This is a genomic window from Brevundimonas aurifodinae (assembly GCF_040195595.1).
In the GTDB taxonomy this organism is placed as follows: Bacteria; Pseudomonadota; Alphaproteobacteria; order Caulobacterales; family Caulobacteraceae; genus Brevundimonas; species Brevundimonas aurifodinae.
In genome coordinates this window covers 1-25,619 of the sequence record NZ_JBEGDD010000008.1, presented here as the reverse complement: position 1 = coordinate 25,619, position 25,619 = coordinate 1, and the positions used below count along the sequence as shown (strand labels likewise).

The 25,619-nt window shown below is 69.2% G+C and carries 31 protein-coding genes; 8 read left to right on the top strand and 23 right to left on the bottom strand.

Annotated features, from left to right (window positions below; genetic code table 11):
• Nucleotide 1: 1 nt before the first annotated feature.
• From rplN to ABN401_RS10365, 15 genes are all read right to left on the bottom strand, one after another.
• A complete protein-coding gene (gene rplN, locus ABN401_RS10435; RefSeq protein WP_077354965.1) occupies nt 2-370 on the bottom strand; it encodes a 50S ribosomal protein L14 in 369 nt (122 codons plus the stop codon).
• A 14-nt stretch (nt 371-384) separates the two neighbouring features.
• A complete protein-coding gene (gene rpsQ, locus ABN401_RS10430; RefSeq protein WP_349684782.1) occupies nt 385-624 on the bottom strand; it encodes a 30S ribosomal protein S17 in 240 nt (79 codons plus the stop codon).
• A 9-nt stretch (nt 625-633) separates the two neighbouring features.
• A complete protein-coding gene (rpmC, locus tag ABN401_RS10425) occupies nt 634-831 on the bottom strand; it encodes a 50S ribosomal protein L29 (RefSeq protein ID WP_349684781.1) in 198 nt (65 codons plus the stop codon).
• Nucleotides 831-1,271, bottom strand: a complete 441-nt coding sequence (gene rplP, locus ABN401_RS10420; RefSeq protein WP_349684780.1) for a 50S ribosomal protein L16 — start codon at nt 1,269-1,271, stop codon at nt 831-833. Before rplP ends, rpmC begins: the two co-directional genes overlap by 1 nt.
• Before the next feature lie 5 nt (nt 1,272-1,276).
• A complete protein-coding gene (gene rpsC / locus ABN401_RS10415) occupies nt 1,277-2,026 on the bottom strand; it encodes a 30S ribosomal protein S3 (RefSeq protein WP_349684779.1) in 750 nt (249 codons plus the stop codon).
• A complete protein-coding gene (rplV, locus tag ABN401_RS10410) occupies nt 2,026-2,406 on the bottom strand; it encodes a 50S ribosomal protein L22 (protein ID WP_349684778.1) in 381 nt (126 codons plus the stop codon). Before rplV ends, rpsC begins: the two co-directional genes overlap by 1 nt.
• A 1-nt stretch (nt 2,407) precedes the next feature.
• Complete coding sequence (gene rpsS, locus ABN401_RS10405) at nt 2,408-2,686, bottom strand: 30S ribosomal protein S19 (RefSeq protein WP_013268924.1); 279 nt, start codon at nt 2,684-2,686, stop codon at nt 2,408-2,410.
• A 2-nt stretch (nt 2,687-2,688) separates the two neighbouring features.
• Complete coding sequence (gene rplB / locus ABN401_RS10400) at nt 2,689-3,522, bottom strand: 50S ribosomal protein L2 (protein ID WP_349684777.1); 834 nt, start codon at nt 3,520-3,522, stop codon at nt 2,689-2,691.
• Between the two features lie 4 nt (nt 3,523-3,526).
• Nucleotides 3,527-3,829 carry a 50S ribosomal protein L23 gene (locus ABN401_RS10395; RefSeq protein ID WP_349684776.1) on the bottom strand — a complete coding sequence of 101 codons (303 nt, stop codon included), beginning with the start codon at nt 3,827-3,829 and terminating at the stop codon, nt 3,527-3,529.
• Nucleotides 3,829-4,497, bottom strand: coding sequence for a 50S ribosomal protein L4 (gene rplD / locus ABN401_RS10390; protein ID WP_349684775.1), 669 nt, complete (start codon nt 4,495-4,497; stop codon nt 3,829-3,831). The genes ABN401_RS10395 and rplD overlap by 1 nt, the downstream gene beginning before the upstream one ends.
• Nucleotides 4,497-5,255 (bottom strand): 50S ribosomal protein L3, encoded by a 759-nt coding sequence (gene rplC / locus ABN401_RS10385; RefSeq protein WP_349684774.1) that lies wholly within the window; start codon nt 5,253-5,255, stop codon nt 4,497-4,499. Before rplC ends, rplD begins: the two co-directional genes overlap by 1 nt.
• 20 nt (nt 5,256-5,275) lie before the next feature.
• Nucleotides 5,276-5,581 carry a 30S ribosomal protein S10 gene (gene rpsJ / locus ABN401_RS10380; protein WP_003164367.1) on the bottom strand — a complete coding sequence of 102 codons (306 nt, stop codon included), beginning with the start codon at nt 5,579-5,581 and terminating at the stop codon, nt 5,276-5,278.
• Nucleotides 5,582-5,940: 359 nt separating this feature from the next.
• Nucleotides 5,941-6,879: a GIN domain-containing protein gene (locus tag ABN401_RS10375; RefSeq protein WP_349684773.1), complete on the bottom strand. Its 939-nt coding sequence runs from the start codon at nt 6,877-6,879 to the stop codon at nt 5,941-5,943.
• Between the two features lie 98 nt (nt 6,880-6,977).
• On the bottom strand, nt 6,978-7,889 hold the full coding sequence (locus ABN401_RS10370; protein ID WP_349684772.1) for a cupin domain-containing protein: 912 nt from the start codon (nt 7,887-7,889) through the stop codon (nt 6,978-6,980).
• A gap of 14 nt (nt 7,890-7,903) precedes the next feature.
• A complete protein-coding gene (locus ABN401_RS10365) occupies nt 7,904-9,049 on the bottom strand; it encodes a GNAT family N-acetyltransferase (protein ID WP_349684771.1) in 1,146 nt (381 codons plus the stop codon).
• Nucleotides 9,050-9,203: 154 nt separating this feature from the next.
• Between ABN401_RS10365 and ABN401_RS10360 the strand changes: the two genes are divergently transcribed.
• Nucleotides 9,204-9,389, top strand: coding sequence for a hypothetical protein (locus ABN401_RS10360; protein ID WP_349684770.1), 186 nt, complete (start codon nt 9,204-9,206; stop codon nt 9,387-9,389).
• A gap of 10 nt (nt 9,390-9,399) precedes the next feature.
• Here the strand turns inward: ABN401_RS10360 and gspD are convergent, their stop codons facing one another.
• From gspD to gspG, 5 genes are read right to left on the bottom strand one after another with little or no spacing between them, the layout of a single operon-like run.
• Nucleotides 9,400-11,454, bottom strand: a complete 2,055-nt coding sequence (gene gspD / locus ABN401_RS10355) for a type II secretion system secretin GspD (protein WP_349684769.1) — start codon at nt 11,452-11,454, stop codon at nt 9,400-9,402.
• Nucleotides 11,455-11,463: 9 nt separating this feature from the next.
• Entirely contained in the window at nt 11,464-12,357 is an 894-nt protein-coding gene (locus tag ABN401_RS10350; protein WP_349684768.1) for a type II secretion system protein N, read from the bottom strand.
• A complete protein-coding gene (gene gspI / locus ABN401_RS10345) occupies nt 12,354-12,716 on the bottom strand; it encodes a type II secretion system minor pseudopilin GspI (RefSeq protein WP_349684767.1) in 363 nt (120 codons plus the stop codon). The genes ABN401_RS10350 and gspI overlap by 4 nt, the downstream gene beginning before the upstream one ends.
• Nucleotides 12,716-13,201 (bottom strand): prepilin-type N-terminal cleavage/methylation domain-containing protein, encoded by a 486-nt coding sequence (locus tag ABN401_RS10340; protein ID WP_349684766.1) that lies wholly within the window; start codon nt 13,199-13,201, stop codon nt 12,716-12,718. Before ABN401_RS10340 ends, gspI begins: the two co-directional genes overlap by 1 nt.
• Nucleotides 13,201-13,665, bottom strand: coding sequence for a type II secretion system major pseudopilin GspG (gene gspG, locus ABN401_RS10335; RefSeq protein ID WP_349684765.1), 465 nt, complete (start codon nt 13,663-13,665; stop codon nt 13,201-13,203). Before gspG ends, ABN401_RS10340 begins: the two co-directional genes overlap by 1 nt.
• A 170-nt stretch (nt 13,666-13,835) precedes the next feature.
• On the opposite strand from gspG, the gene gspL reads away from it, so the two are divergent.
• The 4 genes from gspL to ABN401_RS10315 are packed head-to-tail and all read left to right on the top strand — an operon-like array spanning nt 13,836 to nt 18,101.
• Complete coding sequence (gene gspL, locus ABN401_RS10330) at nt 13,836-14,906, top strand: type II secretion system protein GspL (protein WP_349684764.1); 1,071 nt, start codon at nt 13,836-13,838, stop codon at nt 14,904-14,906.
• Nucleotides 14,903-15,394 (top strand): type II secretion system protein M, encoded by a 492-nt coding sequence (locus ABN401_RS10325; RefSeq protein ID WP_349684763.1) that lies wholly within the window; start codon nt 14,903-14,905, stop codon nt 15,392-15,394. Before gspL ends, ABN401_RS10325 begins: the two co-directional genes overlap by 4 nt.
• Nucleotides 15,391-16,878 (top strand): type II secretion system ATPase GspE, encoded by a 1,488-nt coding sequence (gspE, locus tag ABN401_RS10320; RefSeq protein ID WP_349684762.1) that lies wholly within the window; start codon nt 15,391-15,393, stop codon nt 16,876-16,878. The genes ABN401_RS10325 and gspE overlap by 4 nt, the downstream gene beginning before the upstream one ends.
• Nucleotides 16,878-18,101, top strand: a complete 1,224-nt coding sequence (locus ABN401_RS10315) for a type II secretion system F family protein (protein ID WP_349684761.1) — start codon at nt 16,878-16,880, stop codon at nt 18,099-18,101. The genes gspE and ABN401_RS10315 overlap by 1 nt, the downstream gene beginning before the upstream one ends.
• A 10-nt stretch (nt 18,102-18,111) precedes the next feature.
• On the opposite strand, the gene ABN401_RS10310 is transcribed toward ABN401_RS10315, so the two are convergent.
• Nucleotides 18,112-18,870, bottom strand: a complete 759-nt coding sequence (locus ABN401_RS10310) for a hypothetical protein (RefSeq protein ID WP_349684760.1) — start codon at nt 18,868-18,870, stop codon at nt 18,112-18,114.
• A gap of 38 nt (nt 18,871-18,908) precedes the next feature.
• Between ABN401_RS10310 and ABN401_RS10305 the strand changes: the two genes are divergently transcribed.
• Nucleotides 18,909-19,529 (top strand): prepilin-type N-terminal cleavage/methylation domain-containing protein, encoded by a 621-nt coding sequence (locus tag ABN401_RS10305; RefSeq protein WP_349684759.1) that lies wholly within the window; start codon nt 18,909-18,911, stop codon nt 19,527-19,529.
• Nucleotides 19,530-19,708: 179 nt separating this feature from the next.
• A complete protein-coding gene (locus tag ABN401_RS10300) occupies nt 19,709-20,518 on the top strand; it encodes a type II secretion system minor pseudopilin (RefSeq protein ID WP_349684758.1) in 810 nt (269 codons plus the stop codon).
• Between the two features lie 63 nt (nt 20,519-20,581).
• On the opposite strand, the gene ABN401_RS10295 is transcribed toward ABN401_RS10300, so the two are convergent.
• Complete coding sequence (locus tag ABN401_RS10295) at nt 20,582-23,548, bottom strand: TonB-dependent receptor (RefSeq protein ID WP_349684757.1); 2,967 nt, start codon at nt 23,546-23,548, stop codon at nt 20,582-20,584.
• 147 nt (nt 23,549-23,695) lie between these two features.
• On the opposite strand from ABN401_RS10295, the gene ABN401_RS10290 reads away from it, so the two are divergent.
• Entirely contained in the window at nt 23,696-25,063 is a 1,368-nt protein-coding gene (locus ABN401_RS10290) for a pectate lyase family protein (RefSeq protein WP_349684756.1), read from the top strand.
• An 18-nt stretch (nt 25,064-25,081) separates the two neighbouring features.
• Here the strand turns inward: ABN401_RS10290 and ABN401_RS10285 are convergent, their stop codons facing one another.
• A complete protein-coding gene (locus ABN401_RS10285) occupies nt 25,082-25,426 on the bottom strand; it encodes a YMGG-like glycine zipper-containing protein (protein WP_349684755.1) in 345 nt (114 codons plus the stop codon).
• Nucleotides 25,427-25,619 lie beyond the last annotated feature (193 nt).

Here is a 25,619-nt window from a genome sequence, read left to right as displayed (position 1 = left end):
ACTACAGGACCTCCGGAGCCAGAGAGATGATCTTCATGTGGTTCTTGGCGCGCAGCTCGCGCGGCACGGGCCCGAAGATGCGGGTGCCGACCGGCTCGTTCTGCTTGTTGACGATGACGGCCGCCGACTTGTCGAAGCGGATGACCGAGCCGTCCTTGCGCTGGATGTCCTTGGCGGTGCGAACGACGATGGCGCGAACGACCTCGCCCTTCTTCACCCGGCCGCGCGGAATCGCTTCCTTGACCGAGGCGACGATGGTGTCACCGACCGAGGCGTAGCGGCGCTTCGCGCCACCTAGCACCTTGATGCACATGACCCGGCGAGCACCCGAGTTATCGGCCACTTCCAGGTTAGTTTGCATCTGGATCATAGTTCAGATCCTTCCTACGAGGCCGAAGGGGTGAGGACTTCCCACCGCTTCAGCTTGGACTTGGGGGCGCACTCGACGATGCGGGCGACGTCGCCTTCCTTCAGCGAGTTCCCTTCGTCGTGGGCATGATACTTCTTGGACAGACGCACGGTCTTCTTAAGGACCGGGTGCAGCAGGGTGCGCTCGACCTTGACGACCACGGTCTTGTCGCCCTTGTCGGACACGACCACGCCTTCGAGAATACGTTTGGGCATCGGTGTTCCTTACGAAGCCTGGCGCTTCTCACGCAGCAGCGTGGAGATGCGGGCGATGTCCTTGCGGACTTCCGAGACGCGGTGCGTCTTTTCCATCTGGCCGGTGGCGGCCTGGAAGCGGAGGTTGAATTGCTCCTTCTTGAGCGACAGCAGCTGGTCGCCCAGCTGGTCGTTCGTCTGGGAGCGGAGATCGGCGATCTTGGTCATCAGGCGACGTGCTCCACATGAGCCACGCCGGCGTCCAGGCGGGTGACCACCTTGGTCCGGACCGGCAGCTTGGCGGCACCCAGACGCAGGGCCTCGCGGGCCACGTCGTCGGCGACGCCGTCGATTTCAAACAGGATACGGCCCGGGTGGCAGCGCGCGGCCCAGTGGTCCACGGCGCCCTTGCCCTTGCCCATCCGCACTTCGGCCGGCTTGCCCGAGACGGGCACGTCCGGGAAGACGCGGATCCAGACACGGCCCTGGCGCTTCATCTGGCGGGTGATCGCGCGGCGGGCCGCCTCGATCTGACGCGCGGTGATGCGTTCCGGCTCGAGCGTCTTCAGGCCATACGAACCGAAGTTCAGCGAGAAGCCACCCTTGGCGGCACCGTGGATCCGGCCCTTGAAGGCCTTGCGGTATTTGGTTTTCTTAGGCTGCAGCATGGTCCTTAGCCCTCACGGCCGCGACGGCCGCCGCGGTCGTCGCGGCGCGGTCCGCGCTCGCGACCTTCGTTGGAAGACGGGCCGGCGGCCTCGGCAGCCCAGCGCTTGTCCTGGGCCATCGGGTCGTGCTCCAGCACTTCGCCTTTGAACACCCAGACCTTCACGCCGATGATGCCGTAGGTCGTCTTGGCCTCGATGAAGCCGTAGTCGATGTCGGCGCGCAGGGTGTGCAGCGGCACGCGACCTTCGCGATACCACTCCATCCGCGCGATCTCGGCACCGCCCAGGCGACCCGAGACGTTGATCCGAACACCCTTGGCGCCCAGGCGCATGGCCGACTGCATCGCGCGCTTCATGGCGCGGCGGAAGGCGATCCGGCGCTCCAGCTGCTGGGCGATGTTCTCGGCGATCAGCTGGGCGTCCGTCTCGGGCTTCCTGACCTCGACGATGTTCAGGTGAACCTCGCCTTCCGTCTGGGCCGAGATGTCCTTGCGCAGCTTCTCGATGTCGGCGCCCTTCTTGCCGATCACGACGCCCGGGCGGGCGGCGTAGATCGTCACGCGGCACTTCTTGTGCGGACGCTCGATGATGATGCGGCTGACGCCGGCGGCGTTCAGGCGCTCCTTCAGCCAGGTGCGCAGCTTGATGTCCTGATGCAGCAGGCGCGCGTAGTTCGCGCCGTCGGCGAACCAGCGGCTGTCCCAGGTCCGGTTCACGCCGAGGCGGAAACCGATCGGATTGATTTTCTGACCCATCAGGCGGCCTCGCCGGCTTCACGGACCACGATGGTGATCTCGCTGAACGGTTTCAGGATACGCGACGAACGACCACGAGCGCGGCTCGCGAAACGCTTCATCACCAGGTTCTTGCCCACGAAGGCCTCGGCGACGACCAGGTTGTCGATGTCGAGGTTGTGGTTGTTCTCGGCGTTCGACACGGCGCTGTAGAGCACCTTGCGGACGTCGTCGGAGATGCGCTTGCGGCTGAACTCCAGCTCGTTCAACGCCTTCTGGACCGGCAAGCCGCGGATCGAGGCGGCCACCAGGTTCAGCTTCTGCGGGCTGATGCGAACGTTGACCAGCTTGGCGCGGGCCTCGGTCGAACCGACGCGGCGGGGGTTGTTGGTCTTGGGCATGTTACTTCCGCTTCGCCTTCTTGTCCGCGGCGTGGCCGGGGAACGAACGGGTGGGCGAGAACTCGCCCAGCTTCATGCCGACCATGTCCTCGTTCACATGCACGGGGACGTGCTTGTGACCGTTGTGGACGCCGAACGTCAGGCCCACGAACTGCGGCAGGATGGTGGAGCGGCGCGACCAGGTCTTGATCACGTCCTTGCGGCCCGACGTCGAGACGGCGTCGGCCTTCTTGAGCAGATACCCGTCGACGAACGGGCCTTTCCAGGAGGAGCGAGCCATCTTTAGCGAGCCTTCTTAACGTGGCGGGTACGGATGATGAACTTGTCCGTCGCCTTGTTCTTGCGGGTGCGGGTGCCCTTGGTGTCCTTGCCCCAGGGCGTGACCGGCGTGCGGCCGCCCGAGGTCCGGCCTTCACCACCACCGTGCGGGTGGTCGATCGGGTTCATGGCAACGCCGCGGACGTGCGGACGCCAGCCCATGTGGCGGACGCGTCCGGCCTTGCCCAGGTTCTGGTTCATGTGGTCGGCGTTCGAGACGGCGCCGACCGTGGCCATGCAGCCGTCCAGGACCATGCGCAGCTCGCCCGAGCCGAGGCGGATCTGAGCGTAGCCCTGATCGCGACCCACCAGCTGGGCATAGGCGCCGGCCGAGCGGGCCAGCTGGGCACCCTTGCCGGGCTTCATTTCCACGCAGTGGATGATGGTGCCGACCGGGATGGAGCGCAGCGGCATGGCGTTGCCGGGCTTCACGTCGGTCTTCTCGCCGGCCACGATCGTGTCGCCCGCCTTCAGACGTTGCGGCGCGATGATGTAGGCCTTCTCACCGTCCTCATAGGTCACGAGGGCGATGAAGGCGGTGCGGTTGGGGTCGTACTCCAGCCGCTCGACGGTCGCCGTCTGGAACTTGCGACGCTTGAAGTCGATCTTGCGGTACAGGGTCTTGGCCCCGCCGCCGCGGAAGCGCACGGCGATGCGGCCGCCCTGGCCCCGGCCGCCCGACTTGGTCAGGCCTTCGGTCAGCGACTTTTCCGGACGGCCCTTGTGGAGCTCGGACCGGTCGATCAGCACCAGGGCGCGGCGGCCCGGCGACGTCGGATTGTAGGTCTTCAAGGCCATCGGATCAGAGCCCCGTGGTGACGTCGATCGACTGGCCGTCGGCCAGCGTCACGATCGCTTTTTTGATGTCGACCCGGCGGCCCATGATGCCCCGGAAGCGCTTGGTCTTGCCCTTCTGGACCAGGGTGTTGACCTTCAGGACGTTGACCTTGAACAGGCTTTCGACCGCCGCGGCGATCTCGTCCTTGGTCGCCGTATCGGCGACGCGGAAGACGACCTTGTTCTGCTCCGACAGGATCGTCGCCTTCTCGGTGATGATCGGCGAGCGGATGGTGTCGTAATGTTTGGCGGTGGGTTGGGCGGCCATTACGCGGCGTCCTTCTCGGCTTGTTCGCGGCGCGACGGCTTGATGTCGGCGTAGCGGGCTTCGATGGCGTCGACGGCGGCCTTTGACAGCACCAGGGTGTCGGCGCGCAGGATGTCGTAGACGTTCAGGCCTGCGTTCGGCAGCACATGGATCTGCGGAATGTTACGCGAGGCCAGGGCGAAGTTCTCGTCGACCTCGGGGCCGGCGATGATCAGCGTCCGGGTCCAGCCCAGCTTGCCGAAGGTCTCGCGCAGGGCCGCCGTCTTGGCGTCCTTGACGGTCAGGGCGTCGACGACGACCAGGTCGCCGGACTTCGCCTTGGACGACAGGGCGTGACGCAGGGCCAGGGCCCGCACCTTCTTGGGTAGGTCGAAGCCGTGATCACGGACGACCGGTCCGAAGGCGCGCGAACCGCCGACGAACTGGGGCGCGCGACGCGAGCCGTGACGGGCACCGCCGGTGCCCTTCTGCTTGTACATCTTCTTGCCGGTGCGAGAGTTCTCGTTCCGGGTCTGGACCTTGTGCGTGCCGGCGCGGCGCTTGGCCAGCTGCCAGTTGACGTAACGGGCCAGAAGGTCGCCGCGAATGTCGGTGATGCCGAAGACGGCGTCCGACAGTTCAACGTCGCCCGAGGCCTTGCCGTCGAGTTTGATGACCGAGAGTTTCATTACGCTTCACCGCCTTCGACGGTTTCCACAGCGCTGTCCTCGACCTGGGGCTCTTCGGCCTCGGTCTCGGCGGCGGCGGCTTGACCGTTCTTCTTGAAAGAACCGGGGAACGGCAGGTCGGCGTGCGGCTTCTTGTGCGCGTCGCGGACCTTGACCCAGCTGCCCTCGTGACCGGGCACGGCACCCTTGATCATGATCAGGCCGCGCTCGGCGTCCACACGGACGACGGTCAGGTTCTGGGTGGTGATGGTCTCGGTGCCCAGGTGGCCGGCCATCTTCTTGCCGGGGAAGGTGCGACCCGGATCCTGACGGTTGCCCGTCGAGCCGTGCGAACGGTGCGAGACCGAGACGCCGTGGGTGGCCCGCAGACCGCCGAAGTTCCAGCGCTTCATGGCGCCGGCGAAGCCCTTGCCGATCGTCTCGCCCTGGATGTCGACCTTCTGGCCGGCCACGAAGTGGTCCGCCGACAGGGTCGCGCCGACGTCGATCATGGCGTCGTCCGACACGCGGAACTCCATGACGACGTGCTTCGGCTCCACCTCGGCCTTGGCGAAGGTCTCGCGCTGGGCCTTGTTGGTGTTCTTGGCCTTCTTCTTGCCGGCGCCCAGCTGCAGGGCGACGTAGCCGTCCCGCTCCTGAGTGCGTTGGCCGACGACCTGACAGTCGTCGAGTTGAAGCACAGTGACCGGAACGTGCGCGCCGTCATCGGCGAACACGCGGGTCATGCCCAGCTTCTTGGCGATCACGCCCGTGCGCATCGGATCCCGCCTTCTCTACTTTAAATCTTGATCTCGACGTCCACGCCGGCGGACAGGTCGAGCTTCATGAGCGCGTCCACGGTCTGCGGAGTGGGGTCGACGATGTCGAGGACACGCTTGTGCGTGCGGATTTCAAACTGCTCGCGCGACTTCTTGTCGACGTGCGGCGAGCGGTTCACGGTGAACTTTTCGATCAGGGTCGGCAGCGGGATCGGACCACGAACGGTCGCGCCCGTGCGCTTGGCGGTGTTGACGATCTCGCGCGTCGAAAAGTCGAGGACGCGGTGATCGAAGGCCTTGAGCCTGATGCGGATGCTTTGATCCATATCGGTCGTATTTCCCAAGCAGGCGAACCTGCGTCCCTGTGAACCATTTCAAAGACCGGAGCCTTTCGGGGAAACCCCGTCAGGTACGCACGTTTCGCAAAAACGATCGGCCCACGCGGTCGCCCGCGAAGGCCGTTGAAGTCCTAAGTCGCTACAAAGAACGGTAACTCAGGTCGTTCCCGCGAACCGCGTCTGCAGCGAACTGCACAGCCGGTCCAACAAGAGTTGGCGCTTATGACCTCCGATTCCGCTTTCGTCAAGCGGCCCGGCCGACCTGAGTGACGCAAATAAGAAGACGGCCCGGGGGGTTCCATGCTCCCGGACCGTCTCCGTTCTACGGCGGGCTGGGTGGGGTGAACTCAGCCGCCGATCCGCACGCGTCCGCCGCCCATGACGGACTGGGACACCGAGCCGGTCACCCGGCCCACATTGACGTTGCCGCCACCGACCAGGCTGGCGTCGAGGCTCGACACCGTGCCGGTGACCGTGATGTTCCCGCCCCCGGCGATGGAGGCGTCCAGCGCGCCGGCGTCGCCCCGGATCAGAACGTCGCCCGAACCGCCGATGGAGGCGTCGATCGAGCTTGGACGTCCTCCATTCACGCGGATATCGCCCGAGCCGCCGATGGCCGCGTCGACCGAGCCGGTGACCGCAGCCACCGTGACCGTCCCCGATCCTCCGATGGAGGCGTCCAGATCGCCGGTGGCGCCCGCCGTGATGCTGCCCGAGCCGCCGATCGCCGTTTCCAGCCGACCCGAGGTGCCCGCGCGCATGTTGCCGGACCCGCCGATCGACAGGTCCATGGTCCCTGCCGTGTTGGCCACGGTCCAGTCGCCGCAGCCGCCGCTGGCCAGGTCGATCGAGGTGGCTCCGCGACCCACCGAGCCGAACACGGCCGCGTTCTCGGTCGAGACCTGAACGGCGGGCGGGGTGCGGACGACGATCAGCGGGGCGGTGGACAGGTCGATTCGCCCGCGTTCGCGGACCTCGACCGAGGCCCCCTGCCCGGGCTGGCGCGCGTCAGCGGGGCCACTGCGGCATTCGCGGAAAGCCCGGCGGCCAAGGTTGCCGTCGATGCGGAGCTCGTCGCCGACGCGGGTGACCGTGGGTGTCGGCAGGCCGGCGGTCCCCGGCTCGACCTCAACGGCGATATCGGCGCGGTTCTCGACGATCACCACCATACGGGCGGCAGCGTGACGGACACGGACCTCGGTCTGCTGCGCGGCGGCCGGGGCGGCGGCGACGAGCGTGGCGATCAGGCCGGCGGATGTGGCGGTGACGGCTAGGATGGTCTTCATGGCTTCAGCTCCCTCAGCGATGAAGGAAAGCCTGACCCCGACGGCGGCCGAAGTCATTTTAACTCGAGGTCATGACCTCGATTTAATCGAAACGGGCGTTATGCCCGCAGCGCGCCCGCGCCGTCCTCGGCCTGGGCGTCCGGCACGAAATCGCGCTCGAAATGGGCGATACGGCTCTTCAGCCCCCCGACCCGCTTCAGCGCAAGGGAGGCCGCCCAGCGGGCCGCCAGCTCCGGCGTCGACATGGTGTCGGTAAAGCGGGGCCGACCGCCCCGGCTGCGGATCAGGGCATTGGTGTAGAGCGCGCCGTTCCGGAATCGCGACGGCCAGGTCTGGAAATCCATCGACAGGCTTACGCAGAATTTATCCAGGTTCTCGACCCGGTGCGGCGCGTACAGCGGCCAGGTCAGGGCCTCGCCCGGCTCCAGGTCGAACACCTGGGCGTCCTGTTCGAAAGCCAGGGTGTAGGGCAGCTCCTCGGTCGTCTGGCGCGCCACCACCTGTTCCATGCAGGCCTCGGGCAAATGTGCCTCGTCGCCCGGATAGACGAAGATGCGTTTCCTGCCCCGCAGGTGGAACAGCACCACCCCGGCAGCGTCGAAGTGATAGGGTACCCGCGCGACCGGCGAGGAGATGATCAGCTGGCCGGCATTCGTGACCGCCCGCATCCCGGGATAGGTCGCCTCGACCTTCCCGAACTCTTCCATCGCGGCGGCCCACAGGTCTGGGCAGCCCTCCTGGGCGTCCCTCAGATTGACCCACAGGCGTCCGCCCTGGATGGCGGCCAGCAGTTGCTCCCCGGTCAGGTCGCCCTTGTCACCGGTGCGCAGCGAGACCTGCCCCTCGGCGTCATAGTCATACAGGTTGATGTCGATCAGCGACGCCGGGTAGCGGTGCAGGATCTCGGCCAGGGCCGCGTCCGAGGCGAACCCCTGCTCGACCAGGCCGTGGCGGTGCTTGGCTGCCTGGGCGATCGGGCCGGGATAGCGGGTCTGGCGGGCGGCTTTCATCGGCGGTCGGTCTCTCAGGCGCTGGGTTGGCGGCCGGCGGCCTTCTTCACGGCGACACCCGCGGCGGCCACGGCTCCCATCAGGCGATTGGCGGGCGTGGTCTCGCAGGCCTCGATGGCGGCCCAGCGCCGGCGCACGCTGGTGCGCAGCCGCTCGGCCCGGCCACCCCCGGTGCCGCCCAGCAGGCCCACGGCCGCGTCCGACAGGGTCGCGCCCAGGCCCGGCTTCAGCACCACGGCCTCGCGCACCCCCTGGGAGGCATTGCAGAAATACTTCTTGTAGCCCTCGCCGCCGAACCCGAAGTCATAGACCCGGAACCCGTCCGCGCAGCCCAGCTTCATGGTGTCCAGCGTCAGCAGGATCCCCGGCGAGCACCTCGCCGCCGACGGCTCATACGCCGGGAACCAGAAATGGTACCGGTCGCCCGCGTGCAGGGAGTATTCGATCGCGATCAGCCGATCCCCGGCCCACAGAGCCGCCATCGACGCGCCGAAGTCCCCCCGGTGGTCGCTCATCAGGGCATGCAGCAGGTCTCGGGTCCAGCCACAGGCGAAGATGTCGTGCCGCCCCGTCCGCCCGTATTGCTGGCGTTTCAACCCGATCAGCCGGTCCAGCAGGGCCGGATCGGTCAGGCCGCACTCCACACGGACCGCGCCCTGCTCGGTCTCCAGGCTGCGACGCGCCCGTTCCTTGTCCTTGAAATACTTGCCCCAGGTCTGACGACGCTCGGCGTACCAGGCATCGTATCCCTCCTCGGGCGTGATGGTCATCAGGGTCTCGCGGGGCTCGCCAACGCCGGTCGGTCCGACCCAGGCGGAGACGTTAAGCCGGGGCGCGCCCAGCAGGGCCGCGACCGTCTCCAGGGGCGGTGCCTCGCCCGGCATGGCGATGACGCCGTGATAGTCGTTCATCGGCGCGCCCAGGGGCTGGATCGCCCCCCCGCGCCTCTGGTGCGGGAAATAGCCGACCGTGCGCCCGTCCCGGGTCAGGATCGCCACCGCCGACCCGGGGCTGACCCGGCTCGCGATCTCGGTGAACTCGAATCGGAAATAGGGGCTGGCCAGGTCGGGATTGGCGTCGGTCATGGCGCGCCACAGCACCCGGTCGGCCAGCGTCAGCTGATCGGCCCTGACGATCTCGACCTGTAGCGTTCCGGCCATCCGCGTCTCCGTCGCGCCCAAAATAGCAAGGCGCGTTCCGATCGAAGCCATAGTCCGAGGCCCGTTTCGGCACGGTTCGCAGACGTGGTGAAGGAAAGGTTGGCCTCGGGAGCCGCCGCCCACCTCAAGCGTTGCCTGATGACAAGGAGACGCCATGACCGACCCCGACAGAGGCCCCGGCCGCCAGTCCGAATACGAAGAGGAAAAGCCCGTCCGCGACGGCGAACCGCCCCACCCCGCTCAGGAGCCCCCGGGCTCCGAAGGCTCTTCGAACTCCGGCGAGACCGCCACCGACCCCGCGACGGGCGAGCCGAACTCGCGTCCTCCTGTCCGGAACTGAGGGCCTCGTCTCAGAAGACTTCGTCGACCCCGGGTGGGAGCCGCTGCTGGGTTTCCAGCGCAGGCGGCCGGGACGGATCGATCCTCACCGGCTCGGCGAACCGCAGCCGGTCATAGCTCTCCTGAGCCGAGGCCGCGACGGCGGCTGAATCCCTCAGGATCGTCGGCTTCAGGAAGATGAACAGGGTCCGCCGCGTCTGGCTGTCGTTGCGCGACCGGAAGGCCCCTCCGATCAGGGGCAGGCTTCCCAGGCCCGGCACCCGGCTGGTGCCCGATTGGCGGTCGTCGGTGACCAGACCGCCCAGGACGATGGTCTCGCCGTCGTCGGCCAGGACGCTGGTCTGGAGGCTGCGCCGATTGGTGATCAGGTCCGCCGCGCCGGTCACCGACGTGGTCACCAGCGACGACACCTCCTGGCTGACCTCCAGCCGAACCGTCTCGCCCTCGTGCACCCGCGGCACGACCCTCAGCGTCAGGCCGACGTCCTCGCGGCTGATGGTTGTGAAGGGGTTGGTCGAGTTGCCGTCGGTGGCGAAGCTGCCGGTCCGGAACGGCACGTTCTGGCCGACCACGATCTCGGCCGGCTCGTTGTCCAGCACCGTGACGCTCGGCGACGACAGCAGATTGGCATAGGCGTTGGTTCCGACCGCCTGGAGCAGAGCCCCGAAATCGCCCTCCGACCCCGCCGCGACCGACAGGCCCGACGACAGCAGCCGTCCGGCAGGAAAGCCCAGCACGCTCAGTACGGTCGCGATATCGGACCCCGCGTTGTTGAACGACGTGCCGCCGATCACGCCTTCTTCGGGCACAGCCCCGCCGAGACCCAGCTGCACCCCGATCCGTTCGCCCAGCTCGCCGGTGATCTCGACGATGGCGACCTCGATCTTGACCTGGGCGCGGCGCAGGTCGAGCTGGCTGATCAATGTCTCCAGCATCTCGACCATCGCGGGCGGACCGCGCATGACGACGGCGTTCAGCTCGGGCGAGGCCTGGACCGTCACCCCGTCCAGGGTGAACCCCGCCGGGCGCGCCGCCGGGCCGCCCGTTCCGGGCTGAGGCAGCGATCCACCGCCTTCGCTCGGCGTGCTGATGGCGTTCACGGCCAGGGCCGCAGCGTCCCGGTTCGAGGCGCTGAGGCTGGCCAGGCCCGTGTCGCTCCGGAGCGACCGGGCCACCGGGTTGTTCGCCGCCGGCTCGCCGCCCAGCAGACCGCGGACGATCTCGGTGATCGATTCAGCGTCGGAGTTCCGCAGGCGCACCACCCGCACCACCGGCCCGGCGCCACCGGGCGTATCCAGCGCCGCCACGATCGAGCGGGCCTGGGCGATGTCGGCGGCGTCGCCCCGGACCAGCAGGACGTTAGACCGCTCATCGGCCGTCACGCGCGGTCCCCCGGCGTCGGACCCCAGCAGCTGGCTGACCGAGGCGGCCACATCGACCGCCGAGGCATGGCGCAGCAGGATGCTGTCGAAGGTCGAACCCCCGCCCCGGTCCAGCGTCGCCGCCAGTTGCTGCACGCGGGCGATGTTCTCGGCATAGTCGGTCACGACCACCGCATTCGGCTCGGTCAGGGCCTCGATCGCCCCGAACGAAGACACCAGGGGCCGCAGGGCCCGGACCGCCTGATCGCTCGGCAGATTCCGCAGCCGAACCAGCCGCGTGACGATCTGCTGGTTGGACTGGGCCGCGCCCGTCTCGGACGATCCGCTCTGGACCACGCTGGCCTGGGGCACGATGCGCCAGACATTGCCGCTGCGCACCGCCGCATAGCCGGACGTCCGCAGCACGGACAGGAACAGGTCCCAGACCCCATTGCGGCTCAGCGGCTCGGCCGAGACGACGTTCACCTGACCCTGCACCTGGGGATCGAGCACCAGGGTCCGGCCGGTGATGCGGCTGACCTGCTCGGCCACGTCCTTGATGTCGGCCCCGCGCATGTTGATGACCACGTCCTGCATCGCCTGGGGCGGCGGGGCGACGGTCTGGGCCAGGGGCGTCAGCGGCCCGGCGGCGGCGAGGCTGAGAGCCAGGGCGCTGGCGGTGGTCAGGCGGAGGATCTGGGTCACGCCGGGCTCCTAGCGAAGAGGAAAGTTGAGGGTGAGGCGACGGCCGCCGCGCACGACCACCACCCGCGCCTGGCCGGCCGACCTGGCGCGTTCGAACAACTGCTGATCCGAGGCGGCGTCGCCGACCGGCTGACCATTCAGGCTCTCGATCAGGTCACCGGGCTGCAGACCGAAGCGACGCAGCTCGGCCGAGGGGTTCGGACCGATGCGGTAGCCTGCGGACGACGCAGAGACGCCGGCGGCCCCTGCGGCGGCGGCGACGTTCGGCGTCGCGCCGCTGTCGAGGGGCGGGGGCACCGGCCGCGCGGCGGCAGCGGCCGCGCTGGCCACGGGCGACGCGGCGGCGACGGCGGCAGCGGCTTCGGGCGTCTGCGCAGGCGGCTGAACAGGAGCTACCGTGATCCCCGCGCCGGGCGTGCTCGACGCCGCGTCGGGCGTCACGACCGGCGCAGGGAAGTCCAGCCGCTCGCGCGTGCCGCCGACGTTCAGAATGACGTGGTCGATCTCGATCGCCTCGATGACGGCGTTGCCGACCGGGCTCTGGCCGACGCCATAGATGGCCGCCGGTCCCTCGCCGACCGCGATCAGGGCGGTGGAGGCGCTGGGCGGATAGGCCGACAGTACGCCCTTCAGCACCAGGCCCAGGCTGGAGGTGGGCAGTCCACCCACCGCGCCTGCCCCGCCGCCGAACGGCGCGAGCGACACGATCCGCGCCACGTCCGCGTCCGGTCCTCCGGCCTGCGCCCCCAAGGGCGGCAGGCTTTCGGCCACCGCCACCTCGGTCCGGCCATCGTCCCAACCGGTCAACCGCCAGGTCAGGGCCGCCAGCGCCCAGGCGATCGACCCGACCACCAGCACGCTCACGACCCTGAGCGCGATCTCGTCCCTGCGTTCGGGGCTCATGCGGCGCTCCCGACGCGATCGACGAAGCCGGACAGCCTCAGCGTCTCGCGCCCGCTGCCCGCCGGCCCCACCGCCACCTCGACGGCGATCAGGTCCGGATCGTCCGTCGCGGACCGGCTGACGCGCACGTCCCAGTCCCGATCCAGCATCCGCACCACCGAGGCGTCGGACGTGGCAGCCCCGCCCCGCAGGTTCAGTTCCGTCAGCCGGTTCTCGGCCACCCACTGGGCGATCACCCGCTGTTCCAGCCCGCGCACGCTATCGACGTGAGCCTGGGTCGCGCGCGTCAGTCCGACCGTCGCGATGGCCAGGATGAACAGGGCGACCAGCGCCTCCATCAGAGAATAGCCGGACCGCATCACGCCGCCTCGTCCGCGACGGGCCGCGCCACGGCGTTCAGCCCGTCGAACTCCACGCGCCAGCGTCGGTCGCCCTTGGCCAGGCCGAAGACGGCGATGGGCTGGCCCCCGTCCGGATCGATCATGAGCGGAGATACGGTCTCAAGCCCGACCAGGATGACGTCCGGCGGCAAGGCATGACGCTCGGCCAGGGCCTCGACCACACCCGTCGGTTGCCCCTCCGGCCGCACGAAGCCGTATCCCTCGCCGTCGAAGGCCAGAGCGAGGGGTCGGCGCGTCACCAGCACGTCGTCGGCCGCCAGCCGCAGCCGATCCGCCAGCCGGTTCGCCTCGCTCTCCACGCCCATCCCGCGATCACTGAGGCCCACGCCCAGGGTGACGACCCCGGCCATGACGCCGACGATCGCCAGCACGACCAGGATCTCCACCAGGGTCATCCCCTCGCGGCGCGCCCGGCCTACGATCTGTCCCCCGACAGCGATCATCAGCGGCTCTTGTCCGTCAGGTCGGCGTCCAGGCCCTCGCCGCCCTCCTCGCCGTCCTTGCCCAGGCTCAGCAGATCATAGGGGCCGCTCTGCCCCGGACTGCGATAGACATAGTCCCGGCCCCAGGGATCGGTCGGCAGTTCGGGCAGATAGCCTTCCGGCGACCAGGACATCGGCTCCGGCGGCGCGGTCGGGCGCTCGACGAGCGCGTTCAGCCCCTGGGCCGTGGTCGGATAGTCCCCGTTGTCCAGCCGATAGACGCGAAGCGCCGTCGCGATGGTTTTCAGGTCGGTCTTGGCCACCGTGACGCGCGCCTGATCCGGGCGCCCGATCACATTGGGCACGATCAGCACAGCGACCACCGCGATGATCGCCAGCACGACGATCATCTCGACAAGGGTCAGGCCGGCACGCCGCCTCAACAGACGACGGTGGCGCTTGTGACGCTCCGGCGAAGTAATCATGACACTTTTTCTCGATATGGCCGCCCATAGCGACAGCCCGTTTTTCGCTGCTATAGACCGCCTCGTGGCCTTGGACCACGCCCTTCTGCCACGGACTGACGATGCCTGGTCGACCCGCCCGTTCGAACCTTCCGAGCCGAGGCTTATGGCGCATCGTCGATGACAGAATCTTGGCGGTCGACCGCGCCTGGGCCGGACCGACGACGGTTCTGGTCCCTTCGGAAGACGTCCTGACCCTGACAGTCGACCTGCCGTTTCCGACCCGCGCCCAGCGGCTGAACAATCTTCCGTATGCGCTCGAAGACGCCGTGGCCGAGCCCCTGCCGACGTTGCACTTCGCCCTCGGCCAGGAAGTCGCGCCGCGCCGCCATATCGCCGGTGTCGTCCGCCGCGCGCGGATGGACCAGTGGATCGCCCTGCTGGTCGAAGACGATCTGGACACGGCGATTCTGCTGCCCGACGCCTTGACCCTGCCCGTTCCGCCCGCCGGGGTCTGGGCCATCCGCAGGGCCGAAGGCGACCGCGCCTTGATCCGCACCGACAACGGCGCCGGTTTCGCCGTGCCGCTGGCCATGCTCGATTCCGCCTGGAGAGCGGCGGGCAAGCCGCGCATCGCCGCCATCGGCGAACCCCTTCCGGATGCCATGGCCGAGGGCGTCGATGCGACCGCCGCCGCCGTCGATCCGGCGGGTGATCCGCTCATGGTCCTGCCACCCCTGGACCTGCGCCAGGGCCCCTATGCCGCCACCCGCCCCACCGCCCTGTCGGCCGGACGCACCCTGGCCTGGGTCGCCGGGATCGGCGTGGTCGCCCACATCGCCATCCTCGGCGTCGACGCTCTGCTGCTCCATGGCATGGCCGAGAAGAAGGAGGCCGAGGCCCGCGCCGTGCTCCAGGCCGTGGCCCCCCAGGTCGCCGCGACCGACGATCCGGTCACCGCCGCCGATCGCCTGCTGCCGGGCGCGAGCGGCGGGGGCGATCGCCCCTTCACCCAGATGCTGGCCCGCACCTCCGGGGCCCTGCCCGGCGCGGGCGTGATCGCCTTCAACCGCGCGGCCTATGCCCCCGGCGACCTGAACCTGACCGTCGTCGTGCCCGACGCTTCGACGCTGGACCGCGCGGTCCAGGCGCTCAACGCCTCGGGCCTGACCGCCACCGGCACCCCGGCCGCGCTGGACGCCGCCGCATCGACCACGGGCCTCAACGCCTCGATCCGTGTCTCGACCGGAGCGACCCGATGAAGGCCCCCGTCCTCCTGACCCGCCCCTCCCCGGCCCTCGACAGCGCCGCCGCCTGGTACGCGGGCCGGTCGCGGCGCGAGCAGGTGATGCTGGCCTTCCTCGGCGGCCTGCTGATCGTCGCTGCCCTTTGGCTGCTCGTCCTGCGACCGCTGCTGGACATGCGCGCCGCCTCGGTCGCCCGCATCGCCGCCTATGAGGAGGTCATGGTCCGCGTCCGCACCGGCGGCCCGCCCGGCACCTCCGTCGCCGCGCTGGACGGCCCGTTGCAGACCGCCATCCCGATCCAGGCCGCCACCTTCGGCATCGTCCCCACTGTCGCCATGGAGGGCCAGACCGCCGCCGTGACCGTGTCCGAGGGTCGCTACGACAGCCTGATCCCCTGGCTGGCCGCGCTCGAATCCTCGGGGGCCGTGCTGTCGTCGGTCGAACTGCAGCGCGGGTCGCAGCCCGGCGCGGTCAATGCGACGCTGAGGGTCGAACGCCCATGAGCCTGACCGAAGACCGCCCCGCCGCCGCCCCGACCCTGGCCTATGGCTTCGCCCGACGTCGCGGGGCCATGATCGTCACCGGCGGCGAGCACCCCGTCTGCCTGCACCGCCGTTCCGCCACCCTGGAGACCCTGCTGGAGGTGCGCCGCGTCGCGGGCGAGCACCTGTCGTTCGAGGCCGTGGACGACGACCGGTTCGATGCCGTCCTGCGCGAACAGACGGGCTCTGAGGCCGCGCCCGCCGCCGACTATGCCGCCTCCGAGGACGACCTCGCGGCCCTGGCCGAGGACGCCGCCGCGGTCGACGACCTGCTGGACAGCCGCGACGACGCGCCGGTCGTGCGCCTGATCAACGCCCTGCTGCTCCAGGCCATCCGTGACGGTGCCTCCGACATCCATATCGAGGCCGAGGAGAAGCGGCTGGTCGTCCGCTTCCGCATCGACGGCGTGCTGAGGGAGGTGCTGGAGCCCGCCCGCGCCCTGGCTCCCCTGCTGGTCAGCCGTATCAAGGTCATGGCCCGCCTCGACATCGCCGAGAAGCGCGTGCCCCATGACGGCCGCGTCACCCTGCGGATCGGCGGCCTGGACGTCGACGTCCGCGTCTCGACCATCCCGTCCCAGCATGGGGAACGGGTGGTGCTGCGTCTGCTCGACCGTGGCTCGACTAGCCTCGACCTCGCCCAGCTCGGCATGGCCCCGCGCGATCTGGAGACCTTCGAACGGCTGATCTCGCGGCCCCACGGCGTCATCCTGGTCACCGGCCCGACCGGTTCGGGCAAGACGACGACCCTCTATTCGGCCCTGACCCGCCTGAACGACCGCCGCCGCAACATCATGACGGTCGAGGACCCGATCGAATACGCCCTGGACGGCATCGGCCAGATGCAAGTGAACAGCCGCATCGACCTGACCTTCGCACGGGGCCTGCGCGCCATCCTGCGTCAGGACCCCGACGTCATCATGGTCGGCGAGATCCGCGATCACGAGACCGCCGAGGTCGCCGTCCGCGCCTCGATGACCGGCCACCTGATGCTGTCGACGCTGCACACCAACACCGCCGTCGGCAGCGTCACCCGCCTGATCGACATGGGCGTCGAACGCTATCTGCTGGCCCCCATGCTGACCGGCCTGATCGCCCAGCGGCTGGTGCGTCGCCTCTGCCCCCATTGCCGCCGCCAGGACGTCGCGACCCAGGCGGACGTCGAACTGACCGGCGGCGCGGTGCCTGTCGGCGCCCGCGTCTTCCGCCCCGTCGGCTGCCCCGAGTGTCGGGGGGAGGGCTACAAGGGCCGGCTCGGCGTCTATGAGGTGATCGAGGTCGATCCGGAGATGCAGGCCGCCATCCACGACGGCGCCGCCGAAGCCGATCTGGTCAAGCTGGCAAGGAAGCGGGGCCCCGGCCTGCTGGAAGACGGCGCCATGAAGGCCATGGCCGGCGAGACCACGGTGCAGGAGGTCGCGCGCGTGGTCCGCGAGGACGTCTGATGCCCGTCTATGCCTTCCAGGCCGTCGACGCCGAGGGAAAGCCCCACAAGGGAACGATCGAGGCCGCCTCCGACGTCGGCGCGCGCCAGATGGTGCGCGACCGGGGCCTCTTGCCCACCGGCGTGACCCTGGCCGGGGAAACCCGAAAGACCGACCTGTCCAAGGGCATCGTCATCTTCCGCCGGGGGATCAGCTCAAAGACCCTGTCGGCCGTGACCCGCCAGCTCTCGACCCTGATCGGCTCCGACATCCGCATCGAAGAGGCGCTGCGCATCGCCGCCCAGCAGACCGAGGGCCAGCCCGTCGCCGTCGTCCTGACCGACGTCCGCTCCGCCATTCTGGAGGGCCGCAGCTTCGCCGCCGCCCTGGGCCGCCACCCCAAGGTTTTCCCCGAATTCTACCGTGCCTCCATCGCGGCCGGCGAGCAGTCGGGCAAGCTGGCGACCGTGCTGGCCCACCTGACCGAGTTCGTCGGCAATCAGGAGAAGGCGCGCCGCAAGGTCCAGCTGGCCCTGCTGTATCCCGCGCTTCTGGCCGGGGTGTCGCTGCTGATGATCACCCTGATGATGGTCTATGTCGTGCCCGATATCGTGCGCGTCTTCGTCTCGCGCGGGGCCGAGCTGCCCTTCCTGACCCGCGCCCTGATCGGCCTGTCAGCCTTCGTCCAGAGCTTCGGCGTCTATGTGGCGATCGCCCTTGTCGTCGCCGGCGTCGCCTGGAACCGCTGGCTGGCGGTCCCGGCCAACAGCCGCCGCTTCGCCGAGTTCCTGCTGAAGACCCCGCCCTTCGCCGGCTTCGTCCAGCATCTGAACGCCGCCCGGTTCGCCGGATCGCTGGCCACCCTGGTCCGCTCCGACGTGCCGCTGGTAGAGGCGCTCCAGGCCGCCGCCGCCGTCACGCCGAACCGCTATGCCCGCGAGCGCGCCCTGGTCACGGCCGCCCGGGTGCGCGAGGGCGCGTCCCTGCGTCGCGCCATGGCCGAGGCCGACGTCTTCCCGCCGCTGCTGCTCGCCATCGTCGCGGCGGGCGAGCAGTCGGGCAAGCTGGGTCACGGCCTGGAACGCGCCGCCCAGGACCTGGAACAGGAACTCGACAGCCTCGTCCAGGCGCTGGTGTCCCTGGTCGAGCCCGGCGTGCTGCTGGTGATGGGCGGTATCGTCCTGCTGATGGTGCTCGCCATCCTCATGCCGATCGTGAACCTGAACAACCTGGCAGGGCTGTGAACCCCAGCGGTTACAGACTCGTCTCGAAGCTCACCGGCGCGGCGACGCCCGGGATGACGCCGACCCCGCCCGCGCCGATCTCGGCGGTCAGCCCGCCGTCCGCCTGGATGCGCGCGCGCAGCACCGGCTCGGACGCGCCGGGAGCCGACAGGGCCACCACCGTGCCGCCCTCGGTCGCCGTGACGCCGCCGGTCAGGGCCGGCACCGCCGTCGCCGCCCCACCACCGCTTGGCGCGCATTGTCCGGGCGAGGTCGTGATCGTCCCTGCCCCCTCGGGCGCGCCCCGGATCGACAGGCTGGCGACGTCCAGCCGCGCCACCGGATCGCAGACGAAGGGCATGATCGGCGCGACGGCGTTCAGCAGCCGCATCGACGCCGTCCCCTCCAGATCGCGCAACAACAATCGGCCAGGCCGGATCAATGCCTCGGCGCTCGCTGCCGTGTCCGGTCCGCGCAGGGTGATCCGCTCGGCCGCCGACAGGGTCCCCAGCGAGGTCAGAGGCATCAGGCTCCAGCCCGCGCCGAACCCGCCCGGCAGGGCCCGCTCTCCGGCCCAGACGGTCCCGACCGCCTGCCGCTCGCCGTTCGAGGACCGGGGCGTCACGATCTCGGCCGGGGCCATGGCCACCAGCCCGATCAGATACGCGCCGCCCGCGACCGCCCCCAACACCACACGCCAGCGGGTGACCCTGACCGTCAGGCGCTCGAACTGAAATGCGCCGCCAGCCCGACCGTCCTCGCCGTCGCGTGTTCTCCAGACTTTCAGCATGGGGCCTCCCTCGTCCGCGCTTCGATAGCACGCCCGACGTGACAGCGAAGCGGCGCCGCGAAGGTTTCACCCTGGTCGAGGTGCTGATCGCGCTCGCCCTGTTCGCCCTGATCGGGGTCGCGGGCTTCACCCTGCTGGACGGCGTGCTGCGCACCCAGAACGCGACCGAAACGCGGCTGGCCCGGATGGCCGAGATCCAGCGCGCCATGCTGGTGGTCACCTCCGACCTCGATCAGCTGACCGGCTCGGTCGCGGGCTCCGGCGGCGGGCTGTCGCTGAGGAAGGTCGATGTGTCGGGCGGCATCGTCAGCGTCCGCTACGATCTGGCGGGCGAAACCTTGACCCGCACCGTCTCTGGGCCCGGCGGCGAGCGATCGCAGACCCTGGTCACCGGCGTGTCCGACGCCCGCTGGAGCTTCCACCGTCGTCGGGGCGACTGGCTGGACACCTGGCCCGTGCCCGATCCCCTCGGCGCGTCCTCGGGGGCCGGACCCCAGCTCGGCGGAGCCACCCGCCTGAACCCCGACGAAGGCCTGACCGCCGTGGCCCTCGACCTGACGCTGACGGGCCTCGACGATCGCCCCGGAGCCGCCGTCCGTCGCCTGGTCTCCATCCCCCTGACCGACGCGCCCCAGGCCCCGGTCACCACCGCGCCATGACCAGGACCACCGACGCTTTCTCTTTCCGCTCATCCCCGCGAAAGCGGGGACCCAGTTCTGTCGCGAGGCAGGGTGCCGGGGATGGCGGTCAAGGGAACAACTCCCACATCGCTCGTCCAAAGCACTGGGTCCCCGCTTTCGCGGGGATGAGCGGCAGGGAAAGGACTGCCCGCGAGGGCATGATCCTGCTGAACGTGCTGCTGGTGCTGGCCGTGGCCAGCGTCGCCGTCCTCATCATGATCGCGTCCCAGGACCTGGAGGTGCAGCGTTCCACCCGCCTTCGCGACGCGGCCCAGGCCAACGCCTATGCCCGGGCGGGCGAGCTGTCGGCGATCACCGTCCTGCGCCGCGATGGCCTGACGGCGGCGGCCACCGACAACCTGTCGGAACCCTGGGCCCAGCTGGGCCAGCAGGCCGTCGCCATCCCCGGCGGTCGGTTCTCCCTGGCCATCGAGGACGAGCAGGCGCGCTTCAACCTGAACGCCATGCAGTCGGGCGATCCTGGCCCCATCGACCTGTTCCAGCGCATCGGCGAGGCGCTGGACATCGACCCCGCCACCCTGATCCGCATCGCCACGGTCGTGCGCGTCGCCGGACCGCTGACGGACGACAGCCTGATCGTCGCGGCGGGCGTGACCCGCGCGGAGCTGGATCGCCTCGCCCCCTATGTGACCATCCTGCCCGGCACCACGGCGGTGAACCTGAACACCGTCGGCCTGCCGCTCATGACCCTTCTGACCCGTGACGCCGAGGTCGCCGGCAAGCTGATCGAGGCGCGGGATCGAAAGGGCTATCTGACCCCCGCCGACCTCGCCGCCGAGGGCGCGCCGACGCTGGCGGGCACGGGCTTTACCTCGGACCACTACCGCGTCGTCACCACGGTTACCGTGGGGGACGTGACCCAGGCGCTGGACAGCCGCATCGCCCGGATCCGGGGCGTCGGCACGGTCGATGTGGTCGTGACGGATCGACGGCGCACGGCGGGCTGAAAAGGAAGGCCGGGGAAGGTCGCCCCTCCCCGGCCCCGAGTCTACGTTCAGGAGAGAACGAACTCAGTAGCGATAGCGGGCGCCGACGTAGAACTGGCGACCGGTGTGGTGGAAGACCGAGGTGGACTGGCGGCTGTCGTCGCCGACGAACTGGTGGTTCTCCTCGTCCGTCAGGTTCAGCCCCTCGAAGGTCAGGCTGATCTGATCCGTCAGGTTGAGGGTCGCCGCCATGTCCCAGTTCAGGGTCTCTTGCTTGCCTTCCAGGGCGTTGCCGTTCCGTCCCGGAATGTTCTGCAGATAGGACTCGCGGTACGAGGCCGAGATCCGCGCCGAGAAGCGGTCGTCCTCGTAGTACAGCGTGCCGTTGTAGGCCGTCGGCGACAGGGCCACGAGATCCTCGGTGATGAAGGTCGTGCAGGTCACCCCGTTGCAGTAGTCGATCTCGGATTCGACATGGGTGTAGTTCAGGATGACGCCCAGGTTCTCCAGCGGTCCGGGCAGGAAGGTAAAGGGCTGCTGGTAGCTGATCTCGAAGCCCTTCAACGGCCCGCCGTCGGTGTTGATCGCGCTGGTCAGCTGGAACTCGGTCGAGGGCGAGCAGACGCCGGTGCAAAGACCCGGGGCGAAGGCCGACGGGTTCAACGCCGTCAGATCGGAGTAAGGCAGGGCCTGACGGATGATCTGAATGTAGGTGTCGATGTCCTTGTAGAAATAGGCGAAGGACAGCAGGCTCTCGGGCGCGAAATACCACTCCACGCCGAAGTCGTAGGTGGTCGCCCGGAACGGCTCCAGCAACACATTGCCGATCGTCGCGGTGAAGTTCGGCCCCGTGGCGTTCAGCGAGGTCGTCGGCACCAGATAGTTGGCCCCCGACAGACCGTTGTTGATCTGGGGACGGGCCATGACCTTGGCCGCGCCGAAGCGGACGACGACGTCCTCGATCGGCTCCAGCGCCAGGTTCAGCGACGGCAGGGTGTCGTCGTATTCGTTGGTGCCCGACACCGGCGTGCCCCCGCCGATGGACGAGAAGCCCTCGGCCAGCAACTGGGTGTTGACCTGCCGCACCCCGACGTTGCCGCGCAGCGGCATGCCCAGGATGTCGGTCTCGAAATCGGCCTGGATATAATAGGCCAGATCCTCTTCCTCGACGTTGCGGTTGCCGCCCCGCGCATTGCCGTTGGTGATGCTCGCCAGTCGGAAGTCTCCGCCGGGCAGGCCGGTGTCGCAGTTGCAGTAGATGTTGAACAGCGCGGCGACGGCGTTCAGGTCGGGCACCACCCACGAGGTGTCGACCCCCGCGGGGATCAGTCCGTTTCCATAGCCGGTCAGCAGGGTCGAGATGCTGGCGACGCTGGAGCCGGCCGGAAGAGCCGGCACCACGGTCTCGTCGGCGCGCCGGAACTCGTAGGACTTGGACGCGAAGGTCTTGTAGTTGACGCCCGCCCGGATCGTCAGCCAGTCGGTGGCGTCATAGGCCAGGTCGCCCGAGAAGGTCTCGAACACCGTGGTCACGCCGTTCGGACGAATGCGGATTTCAGAGCGCGGCGTCGCGGTTCCGATCTGGCGCCAGGACCAGTTGGCCGGGTCGGCGACGTCGAAGCCGTAGTCGATCACCGGCGTGTTGGGATTGCCCCGGAAATCCCAGGAATAGCCCTGGGTGTTCTGACGATCGAGGGTGACCGTCGTCTGGACCGGGTTGTCGAACACCGACTCGGCCCGGCCGGCGAAGAACCGGCCGCTCAGGCGATCGTTGAACTCGTGCTCGGCGGTGAAGCTGATCTGGGTGAACTCGGTCGACAGTTCGTCGAACCGCTGCTCGGAGCGCACATCCACATTGTCGAAGGTGCCGGCCACCAGGGCACCGTTCTCGACCACGGCATCGCGGACGATGATCTGGGTCTGGCCGCCGGCCGCCGCGTTGCGGCTGAACGACAGGCTCTCCAGAAAGTCCTCCTGACGGGTGGCGTCCAGCTTGGAGTACAGGACGTCGAACGAGAAGGTCGTGCCCTCGCGCGGCCGGGCCTGCAGCGACGCTGTCACCCCCAGCCGCTCCTGCTCGTGCGTCAGCCGGCCATAGCGCGGCAGGCGGGGAATGAAGACGCTGTTCTGGTTGGCGGTGTTGTAGGCTGAGACGTTGGCGGTCGTGTTGGCCGGGCGCGGGATGCCGGTGGCGCAGTTCGCCGCGCTGGAGCCGGCGGCGGTGTTGTTGGACGCGTTCTGCGGTGTCACGCCCAGCGGCGAGCAGAAGCCGCCCGAGCTGCCGCTGCCGAACGCCGGGGCCCAGCGCACCGAGCTGAAGCCCTCCTCGAAGGTGCTGCGCTGGCTATACGCCGCGGAGATCAGCGCCCCGAACGTCCCGTCAGCGAAGGTGTTGCTGATCAGGAAGGCCGCCCGAGGATCATAGCTTTCCGACAGGTCGTTGTATCCGGCCTGGAGCGACCCGGCCATGGTGAAGCCGTCATAGTCGAACGGCCGCGTCGTCTGCAGATCGACCGTGGCCCCCAGCGAGCCCTCTTCAGTCTCGGCGGCGGCGGTCTTCCGGACCTTGATCGAGTTGAACAGCTCGGCGGCGAAGACGTTGAAGTCGAAACCCCGGCCGCGGTTCGCGCCGCCCGAGGAATCGGTGCCGCCCGTGGTGGCCTGGGCCTCCATGCCGTTGATGCGGGTGCGGGTGAAGTCCGACGACAGGCCACGCACGGTCAGCGACCGCCCCTCGCCCGCGTCCCGGTCGATGGAGACGCCGGGAATGCGCTGGATCGATTCCGCCAGGTTCAGGTCGGGGAAGTCGGCGATGTCCTCGGCGACGATGGCATCCACGACGCCGGCCTCGTTGCGCTTGATGCTGAGGGCCGCGTTCAGGCTGCCCCGGAAACCGGTGACGACGATCTCGTCCACCTCGGTCACGTCATCCTGCGGCGCGGTCTGGGCCGAGGCCGCCCCGGCCAGGGTCAATGCGATGGCCAGTCCCGACGCGCCCGCGACGAGCCCCCGGCGATACGCGCACATCTGCGCCTTGCGTTCCGAAATCATAGTGCCTCCTCCCAAGGTCATGTCATCGCGCCGACGTTGTCGCCGGTCTATGGTCTGTGTCGCCGGGTCCCGCCCGATCCGATTGACACCGGTATCATTTCTAGCGAAAAAACGCCCTGACACCGGTAGCAACGAGAGCCTAACCCGATGACGACCGTTCTTGCAAGCCGTGTGTTTTCCGCTTCGTTGCTGGCCCTCGTCTTCGGGATCCCGTCTGGCACCGGCGCGGCGGCCCTCCCGGGCCAGCAGAACGCCTCGGAACCCGTCGCCTTCCCCGGAGCCGAAGGGGCGGGGCGCTTCGCCGTCGGCGGGCGCGGCGGCGCGGTCCTGCGCGTCACCACCCTGGCCGATTCGGGCCCGGGCAGCCTCCGCGCGGCGATCGAGGCCGAGGGCCCGCGCACCGTGATCTTCGACATCGGCGGCACCATCCGCCTTGCCTCACCCCTGCGGATTCGGGAGCCGGGCATCACTCTCGCCGGCCAGACCGCGCCCGGCGGCGGCATCACCCTGCGCGGCCAGCCGCTTGTGATCTCTGCCGACGATGTCGTCGTCCGCTACATCCGTTCGCGCCTGGGCGACGAGGGCGGGGTCGAGGCCGACGCCATCACCATCGACCGGGGCGAACGCATCATCCTTGATCACGTCTCGGCCTCGTGGTCGGTGGACGAGACCCTGTCGGTCGGCAATCGAAGCCGCGTCATCGACGCCGTCACCGTCCAGTGGTCGATCGTCTCCGAGAGTCTGAACCAGTCCGCCCACGCCAAGGGCGAGCACGGCTACGGCTCCCTGGTGCGCGGCTCCCACGGCGCGCGCTTCACCTTCCACCACAACCTTTGGGCCAGCCACCGGGCGCGCATGCCCCGCCCGGGCAACTATCTGACGCCCGACCTCGACCCGGTCGGACCCCGCTTCGAGTTCACCAACAATGTCTTCTACAACTGGGGCGGCGAACGCGCCGGCTACAACGCCGACAGCGACCCGGCGACGGTCTCGACCTACGTCTTCGTCGCCAACGCCTATCTCCGGGGCCAGGACTCGACCGGCGGCGTGATCTTCGAGGAAGAAAGCCCCCTCGCCCGCGCCTGGTTCGACGCCAACGGCCTCGACGACGCCGTTCCCCTCGATCCCTGGAGCCTGACGACCGGGACAGATGCGCCCGGCTATCGCCTCTCTGCCCTGCCCGACTGGGCCACGCCCGCGCGCCACACGGCCGCCGAGGCCGAGGCGGCGGTCCTCGACCGGGCCGGAGCCTCGCGCGTCCGCGATGCCGTGGACGATCGCGTCGTGTCCTCGGTCAGAACCGGCACCGGCCGCATCATCGACACCCCGGCCCAGGTCGGCGGCTGGCCCGCGCTCGCGCCGGGCTCGCCCTGGATCGATGGCGACGGCGACGGCATGCCCGACGACTGGGAGGTCGCGAACGGCCACGACCCGGCGACGCCCGACGGCCACCTCGACCCCGACGGCGACGGCTTCACCCCCCTCGAGGATTGGCTGAACGGCCTGGTCGCCTGAGTCCGGCCGAACGGCGATTCAGTAGTAGCCGTAGTCGCCCCGGCGCGGCACGCGCTCGTAGCCATAACGGCCGTCGCGGTTGTAGCCGCCGAAGCCATAGCCGCAGGGGTCGTCGCGCTCCGACAGCTGATTGCCGATCAGCCCGCCGGCCAGGGCACCGATCGCCGCGCCGCGCTCGCGATCGTTCTCGCCCGCGATGGCTGCGCCCGCCAGGGCACCCAGCGCCGCTCCGCTGGCCGTGGCATAGCGGCGGTTCTCCGCATAATCACGCTCGCATCGCGAGGCATAGCCGTCGGTCGTGGCGCACGCGCCGGTCAACAGGGTCGCGGCGCCCACAGCGGCCAGGGTCCAGACGGTCTTCATCGGCGCACTCCAAAGATACCGCGAGCTAACGTCGCGCCGACCGGGGCCGTTCCGCCGTCTCCCTTCTCCCCTTGCGGGAGAAGGGAAACAAAAAGGGCCCCCGGATCGCTCCGGGGGCCCTTTTCTCACAGACAACCGCGCTCAAGCAGCGAGGCTCCGTGAGCCTCGCGTTAGCGCGACAAACCTGCCTTAC